The 20,758-nt window shown below is 60.4% G+C and carries 13 protein-coding genes; 6 read left to right on the top strand and 7 right to left on the bottom strand.

Annotation, left to right across the window (positions count from 1 at the left end; genetic code table 11):
• Positions 1–274: 274 nt before the first annotated feature.
• The 4 genes from GRAN_RS05480 (at position 275) to GRAN_RS05465 (ending at position 8,229) form a co-directional block, all read left to right on the top strand.
• Positions 275–2,929, top strand: coding sequence for a hypothetical protein (locus GRAN_RS05480; protein ID WP_241654346.1), 2,655 nt, complete (start codon positions 275–277; stop codon positions 2,927–2,929).
• Positions 2,930–3,543: 614 nt separating this feature from the next.
• Entirely contained in the window at positions 3,544–6,747 is a 3,204-nt protein-coding gene (locus GRAN_RS05475) for a CHAT domain-containing tetratricopeptide repeat protein (RefSeq protein WP_161570853.1), read from the top strand.
• The gene (locus tag GRAN_RS05470) at positions 6,734–7,333 is read left to right on the top strand and encodes an RNA polymerase sigma factor (RefSeq protein ID WP_128911952.1); all 600 of its coding nucleotides are present in this window, start codon (positions 6,734–6,736) and stop codon (positions 7,331–7,333) included. Before GRAN_RS05475 ends, GRAN_RS05470 begins: the two co-directional genes overlap by 14 nt.
• Before the next feature lie 53 nt (positions 7,334–7,386).
• The gene (locus GRAN_RS05465; RefSeq protein ID WP_128911951.1) at positions 7,387–8,229 is read left to right on the top strand and encodes a hypothetical protein; all 843 of its coding nucleotides are present in this window, start codon (positions 7,387–7,389) and stop codon (positions 8,227–8,229) included.
• A gap of 13 nt (positions 8,230–8,242) precedes the next feature.
• Here GRAN_RS05465 and GRAN_RS05460 read toward each other — a convergent pair whose 3' ends face one another.
• Positions 8,243–9,610 (bottom strand): FAD-binding protein, encoded by a 1,368-nt coding sequence (locus GRAN_RS05460; protein WP_128911950.1) that lies wholly within the window; start codon positions 9,608–9,610, stop codon positions 8,243–8,245.
• A 146-nt stretch (positions 9,611–9,756) separates the two neighbouring features.
• Between GRAN_RS05460 and GRAN_RS05455 the strand changes: the two genes are divergently transcribed.
• The gene (locus GRAN_RS05455; RefSeq protein WP_128911949.1) at positions 9,757–10,269 is read left to right on the top strand and encodes a hypothetical protein; all 513 of its coding nucleotides are present in this window, start codon (positions 9,757–9,759) and stop codon (positions 10,267–10,269) included.
• 65 nt (positions 10,270–10,334) lie between these two features.
• A complete protein-coding gene (locus GRAN_RS05450) occupies positions 10,335–12,011 on the top strand; it encodes an alpha-L-fucosidase (protein WP_128911948.1) in 1,677 nt (558 codons plus the stop codon).
• Here GRAN_RS05450 and GRAN_RS05445 read toward each other — a convergent pair.
• The 6 genes from GRAN_RS05445 to GRAN_RS05420 all read right to left on the bottom strand — a co-directional run bounded on the left by GRAN_RS05445 (position 12,008) and on the right by GRAN_RS05420 (position 20,755).
• Positions 12,008–12,769 carry a copper homeostasis protein CutC gene (locus GRAN_RS05445; RefSeq protein ID WP_161570852.1) on the bottom strand — a complete coding sequence of 254 codons (762 nt, stop codon included), beginning with the start codon at positions 12,767–12,769 and terminating at the stop codon, positions 12,008–12,010. The genes GRAN_RS05450 and GRAN_RS05445 overlap by 4 nt on opposite strands.
• Complete coding sequence (locus tag GRAN_RS05440; protein WP_128911946.1) at positions 12,766–14,031, bottom strand: Gfo/Idh/MocA family protein; 1,266 nt, start codon at positions 14,029–14,031, stop codon at positions 12,766–12,768. Before GRAN_RS05440 ends, GRAN_RS05445 begins: the two co-directional genes overlap by 4 nt.
• Complete coding sequence (locus tag GRAN_RS05435; RefSeq protein WP_128911945.1) at positions 14,028–15,065, bottom strand: sugar phosphate isomerase/epimerase family protein; 1,038 nt, start codon at positions 15,063–15,065, stop codon at positions 14,028–14,030. The genes GRAN_RS05440 and GRAN_RS05435 overlap by 4 nt, the downstream gene beginning before the upstream one ends.
• A gap of 142 nt (positions 15,066–15,207) precedes the next feature.
• Positions 15,208–17,283 (bottom strand): glycosyl hydrolase family 18 protein, encoded by a 2,076-nt coding sequence (locus tag GRAN_RS05430; RefSeq protein WP_128911944.1) that lies wholly within the window; start codon positions 17,281–17,283, stop codon positions 15,208–15,210.
• 169 nt (positions 17,284–17,452) lie between these two features.
• A complete protein-coding gene (locus tag GRAN_RS05425) occupies positions 17,453–19,528 on the bottom strand; it encodes a glutaminase family protein (protein ID WP_128911943.1) in 2,076 nt (691 codons plus the stop codon).
• A gap of 72 nt (positions 19,529–19,600) precedes the next feature.
• Positions 19,601–20,755, bottom strand: coding sequence for a cystathionine beta-lyase (locus GRAN_RS05420; protein ID WP_128911942.1), 1,155 nt, complete (start codon positions 20,753–20,755; stop codon positions 19,601–19,603).
• Positions 20,756–20,758 lie beyond the last annotated feature (3 nt).

Here is a 20,758-nt window from a genome sequence, read left to right as displayed (position 1 = left end):
GAGGTGCGTTTTGCGTTCCTCTTGTAAGAGTCTTTACTCAGAAAATGAGGACAAGCTAGGCGGTGAATCGTCGTATGAGTACAGAGCAGCGCTCTAATTACTTGATACAAACGACCTTAGCCGAAGACGGAATTGCCAGGAATACAACTTCTTAGCTATTACTTACTTCGGTTTACGGGATGCGCGCACCGAAAGTGTGGCGCTCGCACGCGCGTAGCTTGATTTATAGAGACGCTTCACAACCGCGTTCGATGCGCACCGCGTCTAATCTCGAATGAAGTTCTCGAAAGTAGCTGCCTGCCTCGTTGCCGCCTTCAGTACGGCAGTTCTTCACGCCGACAACGCACGGTTTGACCTCGTCGGCCCCAAGATCGACGTTCGTGTGACGCGCGGGAGTGTAACGCTCCCGATCGCCGAGGTTCCGAACCTTCAGGCGGGCGACAAGATTTGGGTGAAAGCGGACCTGCCATCCACCCAAGCCAACCACCTTTTGCTTATCGTGGCTTTTCTGCGGGGCACAACGAATGAGCCTCCAGACAATTGGTTTACCAAGATCGAGACCTGGGACAAGAAGACAGCAGAGGGGACTACGGTAACCGTTCCAGGCGAGGCGGAGCAGGCCGTTATTTTTATTGCTCCGGAGACTGGCGGCGATTTCGGCACTCTTCGCTCCGCCGTCAAGGGGAAGCCTGGTCTCTTTATCCGGGCCGATGCGGATTTGAACGAGGCGTCATTCGAACAGCAGCGCATCGAGCGCTACTTGACGGCGATGAAGACCGTTCCGACGAACGACCAGAAGGCAATTCAGGACCGGTCGGCTAAGCTGGCGGCGACGCTTGCGCTAAAGCCGAACGCCGATTGCTTCAAGCAGCCGATAGAACAGCAGGTAAACTGCCTGACTCAGTCGAGCGCTCCAGTCCTGCTGGACGACGGGCATGGACAGGGCATCGCCGAAGCGCTTTCTACGGGGCCATCGTCAGACTTCATCAACGCGGCTTCCTATACCCAGACCGCAGGTGCTGGTCTCTACTCTGCCTATGTCGGGGCGGTGGTCGATCTGGTTCACCTGGTCAGCCTCATGCGGACGGCGCAGTACCAGTACATTCCTGGGATTAGCTTTCCGCAGGGTTCGACCCTAAACCTGAAGTTGAACGCACCTCCTTCCTTCCATAAGCCGGAGTCGGTCATTGTGGTCGGGCTGCCTGCTATCCAGAAGGCCAAGCTTCCTCCCCTGCACGCACACGATCCCAACCAAGTCGCATGCCTGTTGCAGCCGAAAATGGCCCTGATGCTTGAGGGCGCACCGCTGGTGTTCTCGACAAGCTTTGCTCATGACCTAGTTCTCCGCCTGAATCGGACCGAGGCCCCAACCGATCTTCCGCTGACGCCGGAGGCGTTTGAGGGGGGCCTGATCGTAGCGAAAGATCAGCAGCGAACCCCGCTCGGCGACGCTAAACCTGATGCCAAGCCCCAGGGCGCGGACGCAAAGCCTGCCGGAAAGACCGGAAGCAGCGGTGACCTGACCATCACCGGAACCGTTCATGGTTATTGGGGATTCGATCCCTTCGATGGACCGACACTTACCATGCAGCAGGTCGCCGGGAAAGGCTGGAAGATCGTCAGCGACACGCAACTTCTCGCGGGGCAGGATAGCCACATTGCCTTAAAAGCCGATGGAACGGCATGCGTACAGAGTATTGCCTTGACGAATAACAAGGACAAAGACGTCGACGTCGCCTTCAAGCCAGCCTCAGGAGACAAAGACAACAAGGACACCCTTGATCTTGCCGTGTCGCTCAAGAAGGGGCAACCAGGTGGTTACTCCCTAGCCATTCAGCAATACGGCGAGAGTGCGAAGAGCGATGTTCCACTCACCGCCTATACCGGTGACATTCACGTCGATGGCCTCAAGATCCACAAAGGGGATCATGCTGCTGTCCTCAGGGGCCAGGGCCTCAAAGATGTGGTCTCGGTGCAAATTGGCGAGCAGACGTTCACGCCCGCTAATGACGGCAATGACGGCACGACGGTGCATCTCGATGCAAAATCGGGAGTCTCGCCTGACGATGGCTCTGACGCATTGGTGAAGTTGAAGGACGGCCGCACCATGACCGCCAAGATCTCCACCGAAGCGGCGAGGCCGGGGCTTCAACTGCTCTCGTTCAACGACACTCCCGCGAAACAGGAAGGCTCTCTTCCCGTCACGCTCGGGGCTAAGAATGACATTCCGCTCAACGGGAAGCTGACGCTTGTCGTGCAGACGAAGGACGCATTCCCGCGCACGCAGACCATTGAAGTAGCGACGGCCGATGGATCTGTCCATACGAGTCTTTCGCTCGCAACCAACGACTTAATGCTTCAGGACGAACACACAGCTATTGCGACGCTCGATCCGCTGAAAGCATTCGGCCAGTCGGCCTTCGGCAAACTGCAGATGCGGCCTGTAGCGGCGGATGGCACGACGGGAGATTGGACGCCGCTCGGAATGCTCGTTCGCACGCCGCAAATTACCGCGATCCAGTGCGCGACAGCCGGCGACTCCTCCTGCACGGCGGAGGGTAGCAATCTATTCCTCGTGCAGGCTTTTGGTGCGGCAAAGGATTTCGCGAATCAAACGAAAGTTCCAACAGGCTTCGCTGAAACCAGTTTCAAAGTGCCGATGCCTGCCGACGGAACGACGGTCTACCTGAAGCTGCGCGATGATCCTGAGAGTGTGGCAAGTGTACTTCTGCCCACTCCGATGGAGAAGCCAGCGCCAGCTCCCGCCCCTACTTCACCTCCTCCCGCTGCGGCTGCTGCCGATCCGGTTGCCTCTCCGGAGTCACAGGCAGTCGATCCTGCTGCCGCGCAGAAGCCGCTCGACACTCCGGCGAAGTCTGGGACCGAGCCTGAGAAACCGGCAGCGGAGACTCAGGCGCAACCGAAATGAGTCGCTCTTATGGCGCTAATGGCGGATTAGACACCTTCGACGGTTGTATAAGGACGGTCGTATAAGTTAGTCAAAACTGCCTAGGTCCTCCAGATGCGACAGCGCCAGCTGTCTCTTGGGCGCTTAGGCTGATTCGGATTCGCCCCTCGAGTTCATCATTGCAAATTCCGCGCTGTACGACCGGTGAGATCGTAACGCGAGCGTTGACTCATCCGCTGGCATGACTCATAAGGTGTATTGTGCGGAGGCGTCCGCCCTGTTGGAATGGGAATTCCCTTGGCGAGTCATGTTCCCCATAAACAGAGTCACCCTTGGCGGCATCTCGAAGGTTACCAGCGTACCCCTAACGGTCCGCAGTGGTGCAGTGACTGCTCAGATCGAAGTTGATTTCTGGATCCTCATCGACCAAGATGGATGCGTCGGTGCACATCGGCGAAGGATTGGGCTAAGACCGGGATAAAAAGATGGGCTACCTCGCAAGTCTATTGAGTCGAACGAAAAATGACGTTGCGACTCATTCGACACGAAGAAGGTATAACAGCACCTGGTTAGCGCGGTCTGGGTTGGTGCTCGTAGTAGCTTTCGGATGCCTGCCGTGCCTCCCGGTGGCTCGTTTGTCTGCTCAAGTCCCCGCACCGCTATCGATTGGCATTAATGCAGATCAAGCGGTCAAGATCGCTCCTCATGGGCATCGTGATTTCGTCATCAAGGTCGTTCCCAATAGACCCCTTCGGCTTTCGCTTGTGCAGGGAGAGCACTTTCAGAAGCTGACGCTTCCTGGTCGCGGGATCAAGGGGCCGATTCGAACGAATGACGCCGGTCTGGGCGCCGCAATCGTATCCACTCTGGCGCCCGCCACTGGCGAGGTTGTGGAGTATTGCGTCACCATCGAGTCGTATCACAATGACGAGGAGTCGGAAGGCCGCCTCCTAGTCGAAGCGGAGCCCCTGAGCGCAAACGACGCTCGGCGCAAAGCTGAAGCCGAGGGTATCTTTTACGACGCGGAGTTTCTCCGGCGGGGCAAGAACGCTAAGAAATGGCCGCGTGCGCGTGAGGAGTTCGAATCGGCACTCCTAACGGCCCGTGCCCTGGGAGATGTTTTGCTTGAGCAGAGGATCCTCACCGAAGAATCCCGGCTCATGCTGTTTCGCTTGAACCAGTACCTCGAGGCCCATGAAACTGCCGCTAAAGCTGTGGCGCTGAGCCCCTCGGCTGAGACGAGCAGTCTGACGGATCACTCGATCCTTGCGACTCAGGCGCTTGCTGTCAAGACGCTTGGCTCGACGGACTACTATCTGGCCGACTATCCATCCGCAATCAAGCACTCGACGCAAGCACTGGACATCTATCGAGCGTTGCATGATCGCTATTGGGAGGGTGTGCTGCTTGGCAACTTGGCGTATGTCTACCTGGAGAGTGGTGACAGCTCGAATGCGCTCACGACCGCTGAACAGGCGCTTGCTACAGCGGAACAACTCCACGATGACTATGGTCGCATCTTCACGCTGGAAGCCTTGGGCTCGATTCACTCCGCTCGCGGGGAGTTAGGCCAATCATTTGCGAGCTATCAGCAGGCGCTGGGTGTTCTTCAACAGGCCCCTTACCCGGCGGTCGAAGCAGGGGTCTGGCGCGGCCTTGGACGTTTCTATAAGGACGCTGGTAAAGCAGATGCGGCAGAGGAAGCCTACGAACATGCGATCAAGACCGCGCACGATGCAAGCGACTCGGCAGCTCTGCTCGAGTCGACCTCCGAGATGGCCGATCTGGAACGTTCGCAAGGAAAACTTAAGGCTTCCCATGCGTCCTATACTTCGGCGCTCTCCGTCGCGTTAGAAGCGGGCCTCCTGCGTGAGGCGGTGCTTCTAAAGGCCGGCTTGGCGCGTACCCTTGGTGCGGAGGGGCAAGCGGGGGAAGCAACGCGGCAGGCAAGGGAAGCCATGGCGCAGGCGACCTCGATCGGCTTCATCGAAGGGGAAGCTGCGGCTGCGCTGGATCTCGCGGATCTCGAGTTTTCGTTTGGGCACAGGGCTGCCGCAAGGGAAGCGTATAGCGGCGCTGAGTCCATTTTTACCGAAGCAAACGAACGGACGCAGGCGGCGTATGCCATTTCGCGAATGGCGCGCATCGATGTAGATCTTGGAAAGCTCGAATTGGCGGAACGTGAGTCCAGTGAGGCTCTGTCGCTGATCGAGCGAACGCGAAGCATGGTGCCCGGGCGAGAGCTTCGCACCTCTTACTTCGCTGATCAACAGAGGGTCTATAAGCTGTCGATTCAGCTTATGCTCAGGCTCGACCAGGCACGCCCAGGCCGAGGCTATGCAGCACGAGCGTTTGAGATTGTGGAGATGGCGCGGGCACGTAGTCTTACGGACCAGGCAGAAGTTGGTTCCGGGCCGGCTTCTTCAGGCAATGGAGCAAGTGGGCAGACGGTAGCATGTGAGCAGCGTCTATCCGCCGCCTATCATCGTCTGCCTGATCTTTATCTGACGAGTGACAACGCAAGCTATCGCATCGTGCAGACGAGGCAGCAGATTCAATCGCTGGTCGCGCAATGCGATGCACTGGAAAGCCTTGATCGCAAGGCAGGTTCCCATGGTGTGGCGACGCTCGCGACGGTCGCGCAGGTACAACGGTCGATGGGGTCGCAGAAGGCATCTCTGCTTGAGTTCTGGCTTGGCGACACCGAGAGCGTCTGCTGGTATGTCACAGGGGATCGGTTTCGCGTGGTGCGTCTGCCGCCGCGGCGTGAGATCGAGAGGAGGGTGGAGGCGCTCAACCAAGCCATTCTGAGCAGGCAGGAGCTGGTGGCCGGTGAAGACATGGAAGCGCGCGTAAGCCGAATTCACCGCGTCGACGATCAGACGAGCGCGCTTCTGCTTCAGCTTGGGACGACACTGCTCAGACCGCTTGCAGGCCGGCAGCAGAAACTGCTCTACGTTATACCTGACGGCAAACTGGCGAGCCTGCCGTTCCCAGCGCTGACCGATCCGTCGACGAACGCCGCATTGATTGAGCACGCTGACGTTGTCGAGGAGCCCTCGTCGTCCCTCTTGCTTCAACTCCTGAGACGTGAGAGCGCACAGCAGAAGGCCGATCGCGCCGCTCCTCGGCGTGTTGTCGTCTTCGCCGATCCTCTGTACTCGGAGAGCGACGAGCGTCTGCTGAAGTCTCACCCGGGACTCACCCAGGTCAGCCAGATCTCTTCACCTGCCTTGCCGCGGCTCGACCGTCTGTCGGCCAGCAGCACCGAGGCGGCCTTCATCGGAAGGCTCTCCGGGGCCTCCAACGCTGATTTGCATCTGGGATCGGACGCGTCCGCGAAGCTGATGCTGGCGACGGAATGGAGCGACTACCAGATCATGCATCTCGCGGTGCATGCTCTGCTCGGTGCTTCGCCAACCTTCACGGGCATTGCGTTCACCATGGTCGACGCGAAGGGACGCCATGAAGACGGCATGCTGTGGCTCAACCAGATCTATCAACTTCACGGCGTGCCGGAGATGGTTTTCCTGAGCGGATGCCAGACGGCTGAGGGAAGGAATGTTCCGGGCGAAGGAATCGCTAGCCTCGCTAACGCATTTTTGTATGCGGGGGCTCGCAGCGCGATCGGCTCACTCTGGAGCGTCGAAGACGACGCTTCGAGTGAACTGGTCCAAGACTTTTATACAAATCTACTGCGTCGCCACCTCCCGCCGAGTGTTTCCTTGAGGCGTGCGCAGCTTGCCCTCGCCCAGAACCCGCGCTATCGTTCGCCATACTATTGGGCCGCGTTCCAACTTGAAGGCCTCTCGGGAAGCACACTGCATGCCACCAGATAATTCGACCGAACGAACGGCATGGAACCTGCAGCGAAGCGCGTTGAACGCCCTGCTGTATCAGCTCGATCCCGATCCCGAAAAAGCCGCGATCGCCTATGAAGACCTGCGGCGGCGGCTCTGCCGGTTCTTTCAGCTACACCATCTCATCGAAGCGGAACGTACTGCCGATGTATGTCTTGATCGCCTCGCGAGGAGGATGGAGGAGGGCGTTGCTGTGGAGAAGCCTGTCCACTACGCGCTCGGCATCGCGCGCATGCTCCTTCGAGAGGAGTACGCTGCGCTCAGAAAACGGGAGTTCATTGCCGGAGAACTGCTGCGGGCGAATCCGACGTACAGCCAGCCAGCGCAGGAGACGCCGCACGACGAACGAGAACTGGCGCTTGATCACTGTCTTGAGCAGATTGCGGCGGAGCAAAAGACGCAACTGCTTCTCTATTACAGCGCCACGGCCCGCGAGAAGATTGAGCTACGTCAGCAGCTCGCGGAGGAAAGCGGCATCTCACTCAATGCTCTGCGTAACCGGATGCTGCGACTTCGCAAGCTCCTGGAAGAGTGCCTGGCGAAGCGGCTCACAAGTGACCGGTAAGGAGCTGGCGTGATATTTCACCCAACGGACTCACCTACAGGTGAAGGAAACGGATGATCTTACCGAAGGAAATCGAAGCTCGCAACAGGCTCCTCCTGAGCTATCTCCTGTCGGAGCTTCCTCAGGAGAAGATTGCCGAGCTTGACGCGGAGATGCTGACACAGCCAGAGTCTCTCAGCCAGTTTGAGGAGGGTGTTGTCGACATCATGGACTCTTATGCCGACGGGACGCTTGACGCGGCATCGGCGGCTCGTCTCGAGCAGCTTGTGCGGATGCATTCGTCCGCACAGAAGCAACTGAGCTTTGCGCGGGCTTTGAAGGCTGCGCGCGATGCGTCCGGCGGTAAGACGGGCGAGCTAAGACCTATCGGGCTCAAGAGCTCAAAGCAACGCCAGGCCGGCTGGCCGCTCCCGTGGACGAAGGTCAGGCTGATCACTGCCATTGCGGCCGTTTTGCTCGTTCTTGTTACCGGCTTCCTGCTGGCGAGAAGGGGTTCCGATCAAGGTAATGTTGCTCGGCTGGACTCCATCGCAAGCGCACCCGTAGAGACAAAAAAAGCGACAGATACTACGGTTTTTACGGTGATTCTTCTGCCGACAATTCTGCGAGGAGCGCCGGCCAGGGCGGTCCTGATTCCGGCTGTCGCTAAGTCAGTTCGTCTGCAAGCCGTTTTGCCTGCAGGGTTGACCGTGACGGAGAGCACACTTCGGATTGCGAATAACGCTGGAGAAGACGTCCGGGTGTTCTCCGGGCTACCCATCCAGAAGGTCGACACTGAGACGTATGTAGAGGTGTCTCTGCCCGCAGCTGAGGTTCCGACGGGGAACTACCGGATCACTCTCACGGACGCTGGCGGTAAGCGAATTGCAGAGTACAGGCTTTCCCGCAGCCGGTAGAGGCGCCGGTCGCTCAGGCCTCGAAGACGTTCGTGTCCATGAAAGCGTTGTGGAACTTGGCCCTGGGGTCGTAGGTCTGGGTCAGTTTGCGGAAGTCGGCCAGCCTTGGGTGCATCTGGTGTAGCCGGTCGGGAGCCATGGTGAAGAGCTTCGCCCAGTGCGGCCGGGCGTTGAAGGGAGCAAGCTTCTCTTCGATATGCGGCAGCACCTTCTGGACGTCGGGCCACTCCGGCTTCCAGGTGAAGTGGATGGCGGCTGACGGACGCTTATAGCAGGGACTGATCCAGAGGTCGTCTTCCGCGATGGTGCGGAGTTCGGTGATGAAGAGGTGCGGTGTAATGAGATCGCGAATCTGCTCGACCGCGAGAATGGCCTCGTAGGCGTGCTCGCGCGGCACAAAGTATTCGGACTGGAGTTCCTGGCCGCTGCTTGGCGTGAAAGCCATGCGGAAATGCGGCAGGCGTTCGTACCAGGGGCCGGGGATGCCCATCTGCTCAGTGCAGGCTTCGGCGTCGTGGCCCTCGAGCGGATGGAGCTTCTTCGTCGCGAGTGTTGCGCCGAAGAACTGGGGATCGAGGTTCGGCTTCGCGCCGGAATCGATGCGACGCTTGATCCAGACCTGGGTGGCGCGATGATTCTGCCAGTCGGTAAAGAGGCTAACACTGTACCCGCTGCCCATGATCTCGTCGAAGTGATCCTTCAGCACGTCGAAGGAAAGATTCTGGTACACGGTCTGGGCGACCTGGAAGGTGGGTTCGACATCAAGCGTCACCTTCGTGATGACGCCGAGAGCGCCGATGGAGACGACGGCTCCCTTGAACGCATCACCGTCTTTCTGACGTGAGAGATGCACGATCTCGCCGTCCGGCGTGACGATCTCGAGGCCTGAGACGGCGGTGGAGAGATTGCCGTTCTTGATACCCGATCCATGGGTTCCGGTCGAGCATGCTCCGGCGACCGAGATGTGCGGTAGGGAAGCCAGATTATGGACGGCAAATCCACGGCTATCGATGTAGGGCGCGAGCTTTCCGTAAGGGACGCCTCCGCCTACAGTGACGGTCCTGGTGGCACGGTCAAGCACCATCGAGTCGAGCCCCTTGAGGCTAATCTGTGCAGCCGTGCTGTCGGCAATGCCGTTGAAGGAATGGGTCGTTCCAAGCGTGCGCAGCTTCGGCGCTGCCTTCACGATGTGCCGCACCTCTTCGGTCGAGGCCGGCAGGAATAGCTTGTCCGTGCTGTAGGTGTAGTTTCCGGACCAGTTGGTGCGCTTACCGGTGATGGTGGGACTCTCGCTGTACATCGGTTCTCCCGATGATATGACGGGAAGCAGGGCTGTGGTGAGGAGGGCGCCAGAGGCTTTCAGGAATTCACGCTTGTTCATAGGGGTCGCTCGTGCTGCTTGGCTCAGGCGCTCATGATAGCGGGATAGCAGATAAGGTAGCAAATGCCGGCACATAGTCCGGATAGATTCCGTGCAGGATCGCATTCTTATCGAGGCATGTATGATTCCTTCGATCCGGAGGCACCATGAATCGACGTGCGCTGGCACTACTGATCCTTCTTTCCGCGGCATCAATGCCTGGCTACGCGCAGCAGCAGGGCAAAGCGTCTGCCGCCGTGGGCGCTAAGGCGGCGGGCTTCGATGCTGTCGCCAGTACGGCGCTGGCGACGATGCAGACCAAGGCCGACGAGTTGAAGATCACGGGTGTAGCCGTTGTCGCGTACTTCGAGGGCGAGACGATCCAGTCGTGGAGCTCCAAGATGCTCGTCGTCGGACGTTATAAGGATGAGCCGAAGGCAGACAACAAGGGATCGAACCTGCTTGCGGTCGTCTACTCCAAGGCGGCCGAGATGGCGGATACGCTCCAGAACAGCGGAGGCAAAATAAGACCGCCGATGACCGGCGAGCTTGGCTGGGAGGGTGGCGTGATCGCACACACCAAGAACGGTTACGTCATCGCGGCTTTCAGCGGAGGAAAGTCCGAGGACGACGTTCAGGTCTCGAAGGCCGGTCTCGCTAAGCTCGCGGCAGAGCTTTAGGCATTCCCTGCGATATGGTGTTCTGAGGGAGAACTCTCGAACATGATTGAGCCAGGGTTTCAAGGATGAGGAGACGACAGCTTCTGTCCCGCTTCGCGCAGGTGGGCTTCGCGTCTGCTCTGCGGGGTGCGTTGCCATCCGCCATCGCGGGATCTGCGTTCGCCGCCGGGGTTGGACCTGTTGCGCTTCCATCGCGCGATCAGATCGCGTGGCAGGATCTGGAGCTTGGCATGTTCGTTCACTTTGCTCCGAACACATGGCAGGATGTCGAGTCGGATGATCTGTCTACGCCGCTCTCTGCAATCGATCCCAAGGAACTCGACACGGATCAGTGGGCTCGAACCGCGCTAAGCTTTGGGGCGAAGTACATCGTCTTCGTTGCGAAGCATCAAGGCGGTTTCTGCATGTGGCAGACTCAGACCACTGAGTACAGCATCCGGAACACTCCGTGGAAGGCTGGTAAGGGTGATGTGCTTGCGGAGGTCTCTGTTTCCTGTCGCAAGTATGGGTTGAAGCTTGGCGTTTACGTCTGTCCTCGTGACGACCACTTCGGTGCAAAGACTGGAGGGATCTGCAAGACTCCAGAACTACAGGCTAAGTACAACGCGATGTACCGGGAGCAGTGGACCGAGGTGCTGTCCCGTTATGGAGAGATGGTCGAGGTTTGGTTCGATGGCTCGACCGCGACTCCAGTGACCGACTTGCTGAGGAAGTATCAGCCACACGCGATGGTTTTCCAGGGGCCGGCGGCGACGATCCGGTGGGTTGGCAACGAGAATGGATTTGCACCGAATCCGTGCTGGAATGGTATCGATCGGGCGGATGCGAAGACCGGCACGGCGACGTCGCTCAACAGCGATCCGGATGGCGATGTATGGATGCCGAGCGAGGTGGATGTCTCAATCCGTCGGCCTGACTGGTTCTGGAGCACAAAGAATGCTTCGAAGGTTCTAACTCCGGATCAACTCCTTTCCGTGTACTACCGTTCTGTCGGTCGAGGTGCGCAGCTTCTGCTCAACATTCCAGCGGATCGTCATGGCCTTCTGCCGGATGAGGATTGTGCGTCGGCAAAGGCCTTTGGTCTCGCGATCCGGGATCGCTTTACGACTCCGGTCGCTCGAACTGTGGGCAGCGGAACGACTGTGACTTTGAGCCTTGGTTCAGCGAAGCGCGTCGACACGATCGTGCTGCAGGAAGATACAGCGAAGGGTGAGCGCGTTCGTTCCTATCGGATCGAGGGACGCTCGGATGGGACTTGGCGCTCGCTCGGTGAAGGGACATCGATCGGGCATAAGCGAATTCAGCCAGTTGAGCCGATCACGGTTGATGCGCTTCGTCTCATCACGGTGAAGAGTGCTCGGGTTCCGTTCCTGCGAAGCTTTGCGGCCTTCAATACGAACGTTGCTCCGCCGAGTGACTGGAACGCTGCTCCGAAGATCTGGGCGTCGAACCTTGCCGGGAACTGGAAGGATGGAGCGTTTTCGCTCGATCTCACCTCCAAGATCGATGCGGCCGCGCAGTATCGGCTGCGATTCGTTCCCAGCAGCGGCGCGGTCACTGACCTTAAGGATCTCGTGCTCAAGCTTCACGATGTTTCAGAACCGGATCTTCTGAAACGGGTGAAGGGTAAGAACGACGAGATCATCCTCAACATCACCGAAGTTGGCGAATCAGTTCGTTTTTCAGGCCGCGTCGAAGGGGCTGATAGTGGGGAGATCCTTTTGCAGAAGCTTCAGGGTTAGAAGCTCGCCGTCGCGGTCCTTCCGGTTCTGAGGGCTTCGATCATCGATTGAACGTCCGATGCTTTAGTTTTCATTCGGCCTTGATGCAGGTGTCTCACCGACCCGTGAAATTGCGGCGCGTGGGTGATCCGGGCAACCTGCAAGGCGCTTTCGAGCCGCAGGCCACCACCAACGGCGATTGCGATTCCTCCTGCTGCTTGATCGACCAGCCTCGCGATGCGTTCCGCGCCGGAGAGGACGTCTGGTGCGCCCCCCGATGTCAGGAGTCGTTTAGAGCCGGTCGCGATGACGTCTTCCAGAGACTTCTCTAGATCGTCGGCCTCGTCGAACGCTCGATGGAAGGTCATCTCGAGTGGCGCGGCGAGTTCGACCAGTTGAGTCATGCGCTCGATGTCGACTGCCCCGTTGTCAAAGAGCATGCCTGCTACGAAACCCGCTGTGCCAAGTTCGCGGGCGTGAGAGAGATCTTCCTGCATCAATTCGAATTCAGATTCTGAATAGACGAAGTTGCCGCCACGCGGGCGCAGCATGCAGAAGACCGGCAGGCCGGACTGGGCCACGGCTGCGCGAATCAGCGCGTGACTTGGAGTGAGGCCGCCTTCGCTAAGGGCTGAGCAGAGCTCGATGCGGTCGGCGCCTCCGTCGCGGGCGGCGAGGCAGGCGTCCAGGTCTTCGGCGCAGACCTCGAAGATGATCTCGTCACGCGGCAGTGATTTTTTATCAGTGGTGCGAGCAAACTCACTCAGGGCGGCGCTCAATTGAATTGCCTCAGATCGAAGCCGAGCGAGTAGGCTTCGCGGTCGGCGCTCAGCTCGTCCCAGGTGACTTCGCGGCCAAGCTCGGCGGCCTTGCGACCGAGCATGCAGCTCAGTGCAGATTCGACACCGGCGGCGATCTGGTTGTGAGGCTTGCCGGAGGTGATGCTCTCGATGAAGCCCTGGTCCTTGCGGGTGTCGGCGAGGGCGAGATTGTCGGTGAACGCTCCGTCTGCGGCGAACTTACCGGGTTTCGTTGCCGTAGAGTCCGAGGTCCAAGTCCACGGGGTCTGGCCGAGGATGCGCAGGGGGCCGGAGTAGGGGGCTTCGGCGACGCCGTCAGTGCCGAAGATGGTCTCTGCGACATCGAAGAAGCCGTTGTTACCGAACTGGGTGGAGGAAAAGCTGAGCTCGACCTCGCCGGGGTAGGTGAAGATGACCTCGTAGTTATCGGAGGTGTCGCCAGCGTGGCGGATGACCTTGCGACTGCGTTTGGCCACGGCCTTGACGGGATGCGTGCCCATGACCCAGTTGCAGACGTCGATGACGTGGATGTTCTGCTCGAGCAGGATGTCGCCCGAAATCTTCGCGTCCCAGAGCCACTCGCGGAGACGGCGCTCGTCGGGCGACATGCCGGAGTGGTCGGGGTAGGTCGAGGCGGGCGCGTTGTAATGGGCGGAGATGGAGGCGATCTTGCCAATCTGCCCATCGTGGATGCGCTTGACGATCTCGACGAAGGGCGGGGCGCTGCGGATCTGGAAGCCAACGTCGATGCTGACCTTTGTGCCGATGCGTTTGGCGATCTCGAGTGCGTGCTGCGTCTGGGGAACGTCGACCCCGACGGGTTTCTCGCAATAGGAGTGCTTGCCGGCGTTGACGATTGTTTCTAGGTGCTGGACGTGGAAGAAGGGTGGCGTCGAGATCTGGATCGCGTCGACGTCAGGGGAGGAGGCCAGCTGCTCGCATGCGGTGTGTCCGCGGAACAGGAGCTTGGGGTCGATCGCGCCCTTACCGAGGCTGGCGTTGAGTTCGTCGAAGTAGGTCTTTCCTTTGGCGAGCTGGTCCGGGAAGATGTCGCCGAGCGCCACGATGCGAGCGCTGGTGTTCTTCGCGAACGATGTGGCGACTGAGGTTCCGCGCTTGCCGCAGCCGAGGAGGGCATAACGCACGGCGGAGTTCGCCTCGTAGCCGAAGGCGGTCTTCGGTTTGACGATCATGAGGCCGCAGGCGGCTCCGGCGGTAGAGAGGAAGTTGCGACGATTCATGCTCGGTCTCCTCGGGTGGAGAACTGCGAAGACAGGGGTCCTTCGCTGGGGTCAGAATGACGGCGTAAAACATGCGACGGCAGGTGCGACTGCGCCTGCGATGGAGATTGTAACTGCGCGAGGACGTGCTCCAGGTAGAGCTTCTCGGCTTTGACGTCCTCGATCTGCTGGGGACCGGAGGTCTCGCGTTCGATGGTAATGGGTCCGGTGTAGCCGGCTTTCTTCAGTTTGGCGAAGACCTGTCTGAAGTCGACGGCACCCTTGCCGATAAGGACCTCCTCGCCGAGCTTCGAGGGGTCGATGGGCCACTTGCCGTCCTTGGCGTGGATGCTGCGGACGTGCGGGCCGAGGATGTCGACCGCGTCGACGGGGTTGGACTTGCCGTAGAGAATGAGGTTGGCCGTGTCGAGGCCGACGCCGAGATTGGGCAGGTTGACGTCGCGGATCACGCGGAGCATGGTGATGGGCGTCTCCTGGCCGGTCTCCATGAGGAAGTTCTGGCCGTTGCCAGCGCAATGGATGGCGAGGTCGCGGATGGCCTGGACGGTCTCGGGATAGAGGGCGTCTTCGGGGTTCTCGGGGATGAAGCCGCAGTGGGTCTGGACGTTGCCGACTCCGACGAGTCTGGCGAAGTCTGAGGTCTGCTTGAGGGCGTCGACGCGGGCGGCTCGGGTGGCGCGCGGGACGACTCCGATGGTTGAAGGGCCTTCGAGGAAGTTCCACTTAAGCGGCTCGGGATGGACGACTTCGGCGGTAGTGGCGACGAGGTTGTACTTGTCGAGGTAGCCGCGGAACTGGTTGGCCAGCGTTGGGGTGTATTTGCCGAGGTAATAGTCGAGCGAGAGGAAGCAGTTGGTGAAGCCGAGGTTCTTGACGCGGGCGAAGACCTGCTCGGGATTTTCGGCGGGCTTGATCAGGAGGCCGATCGCCATGGGCTTGAGGCTCGCCGCTATGGGTGTCTCGGCGAGGGACACCAGAGATGAAGAAGCGATGGTGGTTGCGATCGCGGTCTTGAGGAACTCTCGACGATGCATTTTGCGCTTCCTCCTGGGGAGATCCCCCGGTCGTCAGTAATGGATGAAGTTGTTTGCTTCGTTCAGGCTACACGCATTGATCGAGGTAAATCTCCCAAAGTGGCTCACGACGAAATGGTCGCGTGTTGCGGCCTTGTCGGTATCACCGGGCTGGTGGGTAGGAATGCAACTCGGGGCCTACGGCGTTCGAGAAGACGTAGTTGAGGCGGCGGTCGGCGTCGATGGTCCAGAACATGGCTCCGATCATCCCCGGGTAGCCGTTGGGGGCGAGGAGCTTGTAGGTGGCTTCGGCTGGAGCTTTGCCGGTGATGATGTAATCCATGGCTCTGGTGACGGTCGTCGCGTCGGTGTCGCCGGTGAGGAATCCGACGGCTACCTTGTTCGGTGGCATAGGCGGAAAGAAGTGTAAGGGATCGCCGCCGACGTTGAAGCCGTGGAGAAGGAGTTCGGTCATGGCGGCGTGGTAGTCGACGGTGCCGGGCTGGTAGATTTCACCGTCGAGGCCTTCGAGGGGCGGGGTGTTGTAGTCCTGGACGTCGATGAAGGAGAGGATGTCGCGGATGGCGTAGGTGATGGCGAGGTAGGAGCCGAACTGGCCGCCGTAGGAGGGATAGCCGGAGGGGATCTGAGTGCCCTCGGGAACGAGGCTGACCATGAATTCGGAGCCGAAGTGGGCGCGGAGCTGGCGGAGGGCGTCGATGAGGTTGACGATGGAGGGAGTGACGGGGTGTTTGAAGTCGCTATCGCCGGGATCGATAGAGAGAGAGGGGCTTTCGAAGTCGATGTCGATACCGTCGAAGCCGTAGTCTTCGACGATCTTCGTGACCGAGGAGACGTAGTTGGGGACGCGTTTCGGGTTGGCGAGGGTGAAGTGCTGGCCGCCGCCTCCTAGGGAGATCATGACCTTTTTCCCCTGACTCTTCAGGTAGGCGATGTCGCCTTTGAACTGCGCGGTGTCGAGGCCGGCTGGGGTCTTGAACTGCATGGTACCTTCGGGGGCGCTCTTGTCCGGCGTGGAGAAGGCGACGATGATGATGTCCCACTGAGGGGAGACCTCGCGGAGCGGGATGGTGGACCCAGCGGAGCCGTATCCGGCCCAGTAACCGATGAGTTTGTGGCCGTTCGGGGCTCCGGCGAGGGGAATGGCAGCTACAGTTGGCTTGGTTGCACCGGCTCCAGGGCGGCGGGCGGGACAGAGTTTGGCCGGTTCCGTGAGAGCCTGGGTGTCGGGGAAGCTGAAGGTTTTGCCGAGACCATCCGATGGGCCGGTGTACCAGGGCAGCAGGGCCGCGTTCTGGAGGTGCCAGGTAGCGCCGGATGACTGAATGAGGAAAGGCTTCGACGCGGGGAAGTTGTTTTTGGGGTTTGTGTTGGTGGGCTCAAGGAGGAAGTAGCGGCTGGCGATGTTCGTGCCTCCGCAGGCACCCGCGTCTCCGGAGGGCATGGATGCGGGACGGAGCCAACCGGGAACGGTGTTACCGGGAGCGGTGGTGCCTCGGGGACCGTGGAAGAGCGGATCGTGGAGAGGGTCGTTGAGGAACTCGGCGAGCTGCTGGGTGAGGGGTTGCAGGTCCTGATCCTTGACGACCGCCGGTGTGTTATGGAGGTAGGAGGCGAGGACGAAGGAGTTGCCGGTAGCGGTATTGACGCCGTGGGTTCCCCAGGAGCAGCAGACGGTGGCGTCGCCTTCCGCGTAGAAGGTGGTGTTGTGGGTAACGGCGATGGTCAGCTTGCCGTCTTGCTTGGGGAGCTGCTGGAAGAGGGCTTTCTGGAGGAACTCGATGTCGACTACGGCGAATTTCGTGTTCGTTTTCTTTGACGAGAGGATGTAGCCGAAGCCTTTGGGGATGTTGACGGTGAGGGGCTTGATCTCGGGTTGGGCTAAGAGGGTATGGTAGTTCGCGGCGCTTGGGAAGGTGGTGCGGAGGAGGGCGTCGGTGTACTGGGTTTTGCCACCGGTTGGGAAGGTCGCCGGGGTGAAGATGGGAGATTTGAGGATGGCATGGACGTCTGGGGTGGCGTCCATCATGGATGTCTCGCTGGACTCGAAGGTCAGGGTAATGGGGACTACTACGGTGGAGATGGTGGTCGTGGTGTTCCCGGTAGGGGAGTGGCCGGCGAGCGTGTAAGTGGAGTGTTGGAAGGTGGGGATGGTTCCTTGAGCGGATGCGGTGAGCGATGCGACGAGGATCGCTAGGAGAAGAGTGGGGGTTCGCATCGCGGCGCTCTGACCTCTGGCTTTGAAATGGAAGTTGTGTAAGTGAGCTTCTTCTAGTGGGACTTGGTTGGCAATAGGGCGGAGGGCCTACTCCTGCCGGACTTGGTGGCAGCCCGCCTTTGGCTCGGTGAAGCTGAGCCGAAGGTGGGGCACCTAGTTGGATTGATGGTTATTTTGTGGTGGCTTTGGCGCGGTATTTGTCGGCCAAGGGGCGGTCGCTCAGGGCTTTGATGAAAAGGCCGCCTACTACGCTGCGGGCCTGGAAGCCTACTTGTTTGCCGGTCTTGGTGTCGTACCAGTCGGTCATGGGGACACGGGAGACGGTTTCGTTGGACCACTTGTAGAGGGGGTCGACGAGGGTGTCGAAGTCGGCCTTGTTGTCGGCGAGGGTGGCGGTCCAGAGCTCCCAGTCGAGCTTGGTGTAGTCGGCTCGGCTGTCGAGCGGGATGCCATAGAGATTGAGCTTTGTCTTATAGTAGGCGATCTCGCTATCGCGGACGGATTTGGGGAAGAGGTTGTAGTCGAGGACCTTGTCCCAGACGAGGTTGTATTTCTGGCTCCAGGTGTTGGGGCTGTTGAAGGCCAGCTTGTAGTGGTCGCCCTCCTTGGCCATGTCGATCCACTTACCGGCCATGGTCTTGGCGGCGGCGGCGTACTGCTTCGACTCGGACTCGTGGTGGAGGAGTCTGGCGAGGTCGGCGTAGGCAGCGATGGCGTCGATGGCCTTGATGGAGAGGTTGGCGTTGTGGGCGACGTGGCCGGCGAAGTCGTCGGTGGTGAGCTGGTTTTCGGGGTCGAGGCCCTTTTCGCGGAGGTAGTCGGCCCACTTTGTGAGAAGAGGCCAGAAGCGAGCGGCGAGGGCAGTGTTGCCTTCGGTGCGGGCGAGCGCATCGACGAGGATGATGAGGTTGCCGGACTCCTCGACGGGCATCTGGTCTTCTTCGGTTTTTTCGCCTCCGCCGTACTCCTGGCCGTTGGCGAGAGGGTATTGGCCCATGTCGTGGGGGGCGAAGGGAAAGTGCCAGTGGCTGGGGTTGGCAGCGTACTCGAGGACGGGAAGGACCTGGGCCTGGAGAAGCCGGGGGTTGAAGAAGAGGAAGATGGGAGCGGAGGGGTAGAGGACGTCAACGGTCGCCATGTCGCCGTTGGAGAAGTTTTCTTTGGCGAAGAGCATGGGCTCGCCGTTGCCGTCGGCGACGAGCTTGTGGGCGGCGATGGACTGGCGGTAGGCGAGGGTGCACAGCCAGGCGTAGTGCTCGCCGGCTGATTTGGTAAGGTCGGCGGTTAGGTCGGCGTCGAACTTGACTCCGCGGGCTTCAAGGGTGGGGTAGTCGCGCTCGGCGGCGTCGAGCATGTCGGCTACGGGCATGTTGTCGCGCTGCCACCAGGGGCGGAGGTTCTGATGCATGAGCTGGATGGCGTAGTCCTCGGTGTAGGAGACGAGGAGATGGCGAGAGACGGCTTGGGGTCCGACCGAGCCGAAAGGTAAAGCCACGGCGAGGTGGGGGGCGGAGCGGCCGGTGGGGATGGCGCCCTCCATGTCGTCGGCGGCGGGGAGGATGCCGTCCTTGGTAAACGCGGCGGCGGGTCGGGTGGAGATGGTGGACTTGCTGGCCTCGTCGCTGGGGATGGCGATGTGGAAGTAGCCCCAGTCGATGCGGAGGTCATCGCCGGAGCGGTTGAGAATGGCCTGATCGCGGGTGCCGACGGAGAGGACCTCGGTGGCGGCGGTGCGGTGGCGGGAGAAGGTGACGGGCTGGTGATCGTAGCTGGTTGCGATGTCGGGGCTGGCGTCGAGGAGGACGGAGAGTTCGTGGGAGGTGCTGTCGGTAGAGTGCGCGGTCCAGGTGAGGTAGGTGACGGGACGCGAGAGGAGGTCGAGGTCGTCGAGGAAGGCGGGGGTGAAGAAGGTGAGAGTGAGCTCGATGCCGCTGGCCGCAAAGGTATAACGGGTGTGAGTGGGGGTGAGCTGCATGGAGGTTTGGTCCATGACGGGGATGTTGCGCGGGTCGCTGCCCATGATGCGGAATGGCTTGCCGTCGATGCGGACGAGGCCGGCGAGGGGCTGGGGATGGCCGGTCCAGTGTCGGGTGGGGGAGTCGGTAAGCTTGTCGGTGTTGGACCAGACGGAGAAGTAGGGGTCGTGGGTGATGAGGGGCGTGGCGGGAGGGCGGTTTTGCTGGGCGAGTGCGGAGAGGGTGGTGAGGAGGAGAGTTGCTGCGGCTAGGACGAGGCGTTCAGGCATGGGTTGGGGCGTCTCCGGTATCCGTGGTGAGGATAGCGGATGGAAGATGCCATATGCCACTTGCGACGCGAGTTACTGTAGAGTAGCGAAGGCCCCGGTGAGATCTTCGATGAGGTCTTCAACATGTTCGAGGCCTATGTTAAAGCGGACGATGCGGCCCTGGACGGGGTTACCGGGGCGGTCGAGGGATGGGTAGGGAAGGGCGAGGCTAGTGACGCCACCCCAACTGTAGCCGATCTTGAAGAGGCTCAGGGCGTCGACGAAGGCGTTCACCTGGGCTGGCGTGTATGCCGGTTGAAAGACTATGGAAAAAATGCTGGCGGAGCCCGTGAAGTCTCGCTTCCAGAGATCGTGGCCGGGGCAAGAGGGGAAAGCGGGATGGAGGACCGTGGCGACTTCGAGGCGGTGCGTGAGCCACTCGGCGACGGCCAGGGTGGAGCGTTCGAGAGCTTCGAGGCGGACGCCCATGGTTTGCAGGCCGCGTAGGGCAAGGCTTGCGTCGTCGGGCGAGGAGGCCATGCCGAGTTGGCGATGAATTGGGCCGAGGCGTTCGAAGGCGGCTTCGTTGCCGGCGGAGACGGAGCCGAGGAAGAGGTCGCTATGGCCGCCAACGTACTTGGTGAGGGCCTGCATGCTGACGTCGACGCCGAAGGAGAACGCGTCGAGAAGGACGCCGGCGGAGTAGGTGTTGTCGAGGGCCACGGGTACGTTTCTTGCGTGGGCGGCGGCGACGATGGCGGGGAGATCCTGGATCTCCATGGTGATGGAGCCGGGGCTCTCGCACCAGATGAGGGAGGTTTCCGGGCGGATGAGGGCGGAGATGCCGGAGCCGATGAGCGGGTCGTAGCGTTCTACCTGAATGTTGAGGCGGCTGAGGAGGCCTTCGGAGAGGTCCTTGCTTGGGCCGTAGGCGTTCCACGGGAGGAGTACGTGACTTCCGGCGTTACAGAAGGCGAGATAGATGAGAGCGATGGCGGCTTGACCGCCGCTGACGATGAAGGTGTGGAAGGCGCCTTCGAGGTCCGCGATGCGGGCGGCCAATTCGCGGGTGGTGGGGGTTCCGTAGAGACCGTAGGTGTAGCCGAGTTGGGCTTCGTGCCAGTCGTCCGTGAGCTGAGTGTGGGAGTCGAAGACGACCGTCGAGCCGCGATAAGTAGGGGTCGTCAGGGAGCGAAAGCCGTCGGTGCTTTTGGGCTCGGCCTGAATGAGTTTCGTGCGCCAGTGCATTGG

The sequence above is a fragment of the Granulicella sibirica genome (assembly GCF_004115155.1).
Taxonomy (GTDB): Bacteria; Acidobacteriota; Terriglobia; order Terriglobales; family Acidobacteriaceae; genus Edaphobacter; species Edaphobacter sibiricus.
Note: the sequence above shows the minus strand (reverse complement) of the source record. Positions and strands in the feature narration are given on the sequence as shown.

What these genes read in the sequence shown, in the direction of transcription:
- GRAN_RS05420 (WP_128911942.1), bottom strand. Translation starts at nt 20,755, where the DNA reads ATGCACTGGCGCACGAAACTCATTCAGGCCGAGCCCAAAAGCACCGAC.
- GRAN_RS05425 (WP_128911943.1), bottom strand. Translation starts at nt 19,528, where the DNA reads ATGCCTGAACGCCTCGTCCTAGCCGCAGCAACTCTCCTCCTCACCACC.
- GRAN_RS05465 (WP_128911951.1), top strand. Translation starts at nt 7,387, where the DNA reads ATGATCTTACCGAAGGAAATCGAAGCTCGCAACAGGCTCCTCCTGAGC.
- GRAN_RS05460 (WP_128911950.1), bottom strand. Translation starts at nt 9,610, where the DNA reads ATGAACAAGCGTGAATTCCTGAAAGCCTCTGGCGCCCTCCTCACCACA.
- GRAN_RS05455 (WP_128911949.1), top strand. Translation starts at nt 9,757, where the DNA reads ATGAATCGACGTGCGCTGGCACTACTGATCCTTCTTTCCGCGGCATCA.
- GRAN_RS05430 (WP_128911944.1), bottom strand. Translation starts at nt 17,283, where the DNA reads ATGCGAACCCCCACTCTTCTCCTAGCGATCCTCGTCGCATCGCTCACC.
- GRAN_RS05470 (WP_128911952.1), top strand. Translation starts at nt 6,734, where the DNA reads ATGCCACCAGATAATTCGACCGAACGAACGGCATGGAACCTGCAGCGA.
- GRAN_RS05480 (WP_241654346.1), top strand. Translation starts at nt 275, where the DNA reads ATGAAGTTCTCGAAAGTAGCTGCCTGCCTCGTTGCCGCCTTCAGTACG.
- GRAN_RS05450 (WP_128911948.1), top strand. Translation starts at nt 10,335, where the DNA reads ATGAGGAGACGACAGCTTCTGTCCCGCTTCGCGCAGGTGGGCTTCGCG.
- GRAN_RS05440 (WP_128911946.1), bottom strand. Translation starts at nt 14,031, where the DNA reads ATGAATCGTCGCAACTTCCTCTCTACCGCCGGAGCCGCCTGCGGCCTC.
- GRAN_RS05435 (WP_128911945.1), bottom strand. Translation starts at nt 15,065, where the DNA reads ATGCATCGTCGAGAGTTCCTCAAGACCGCGATCGCAACCACCATCGCT.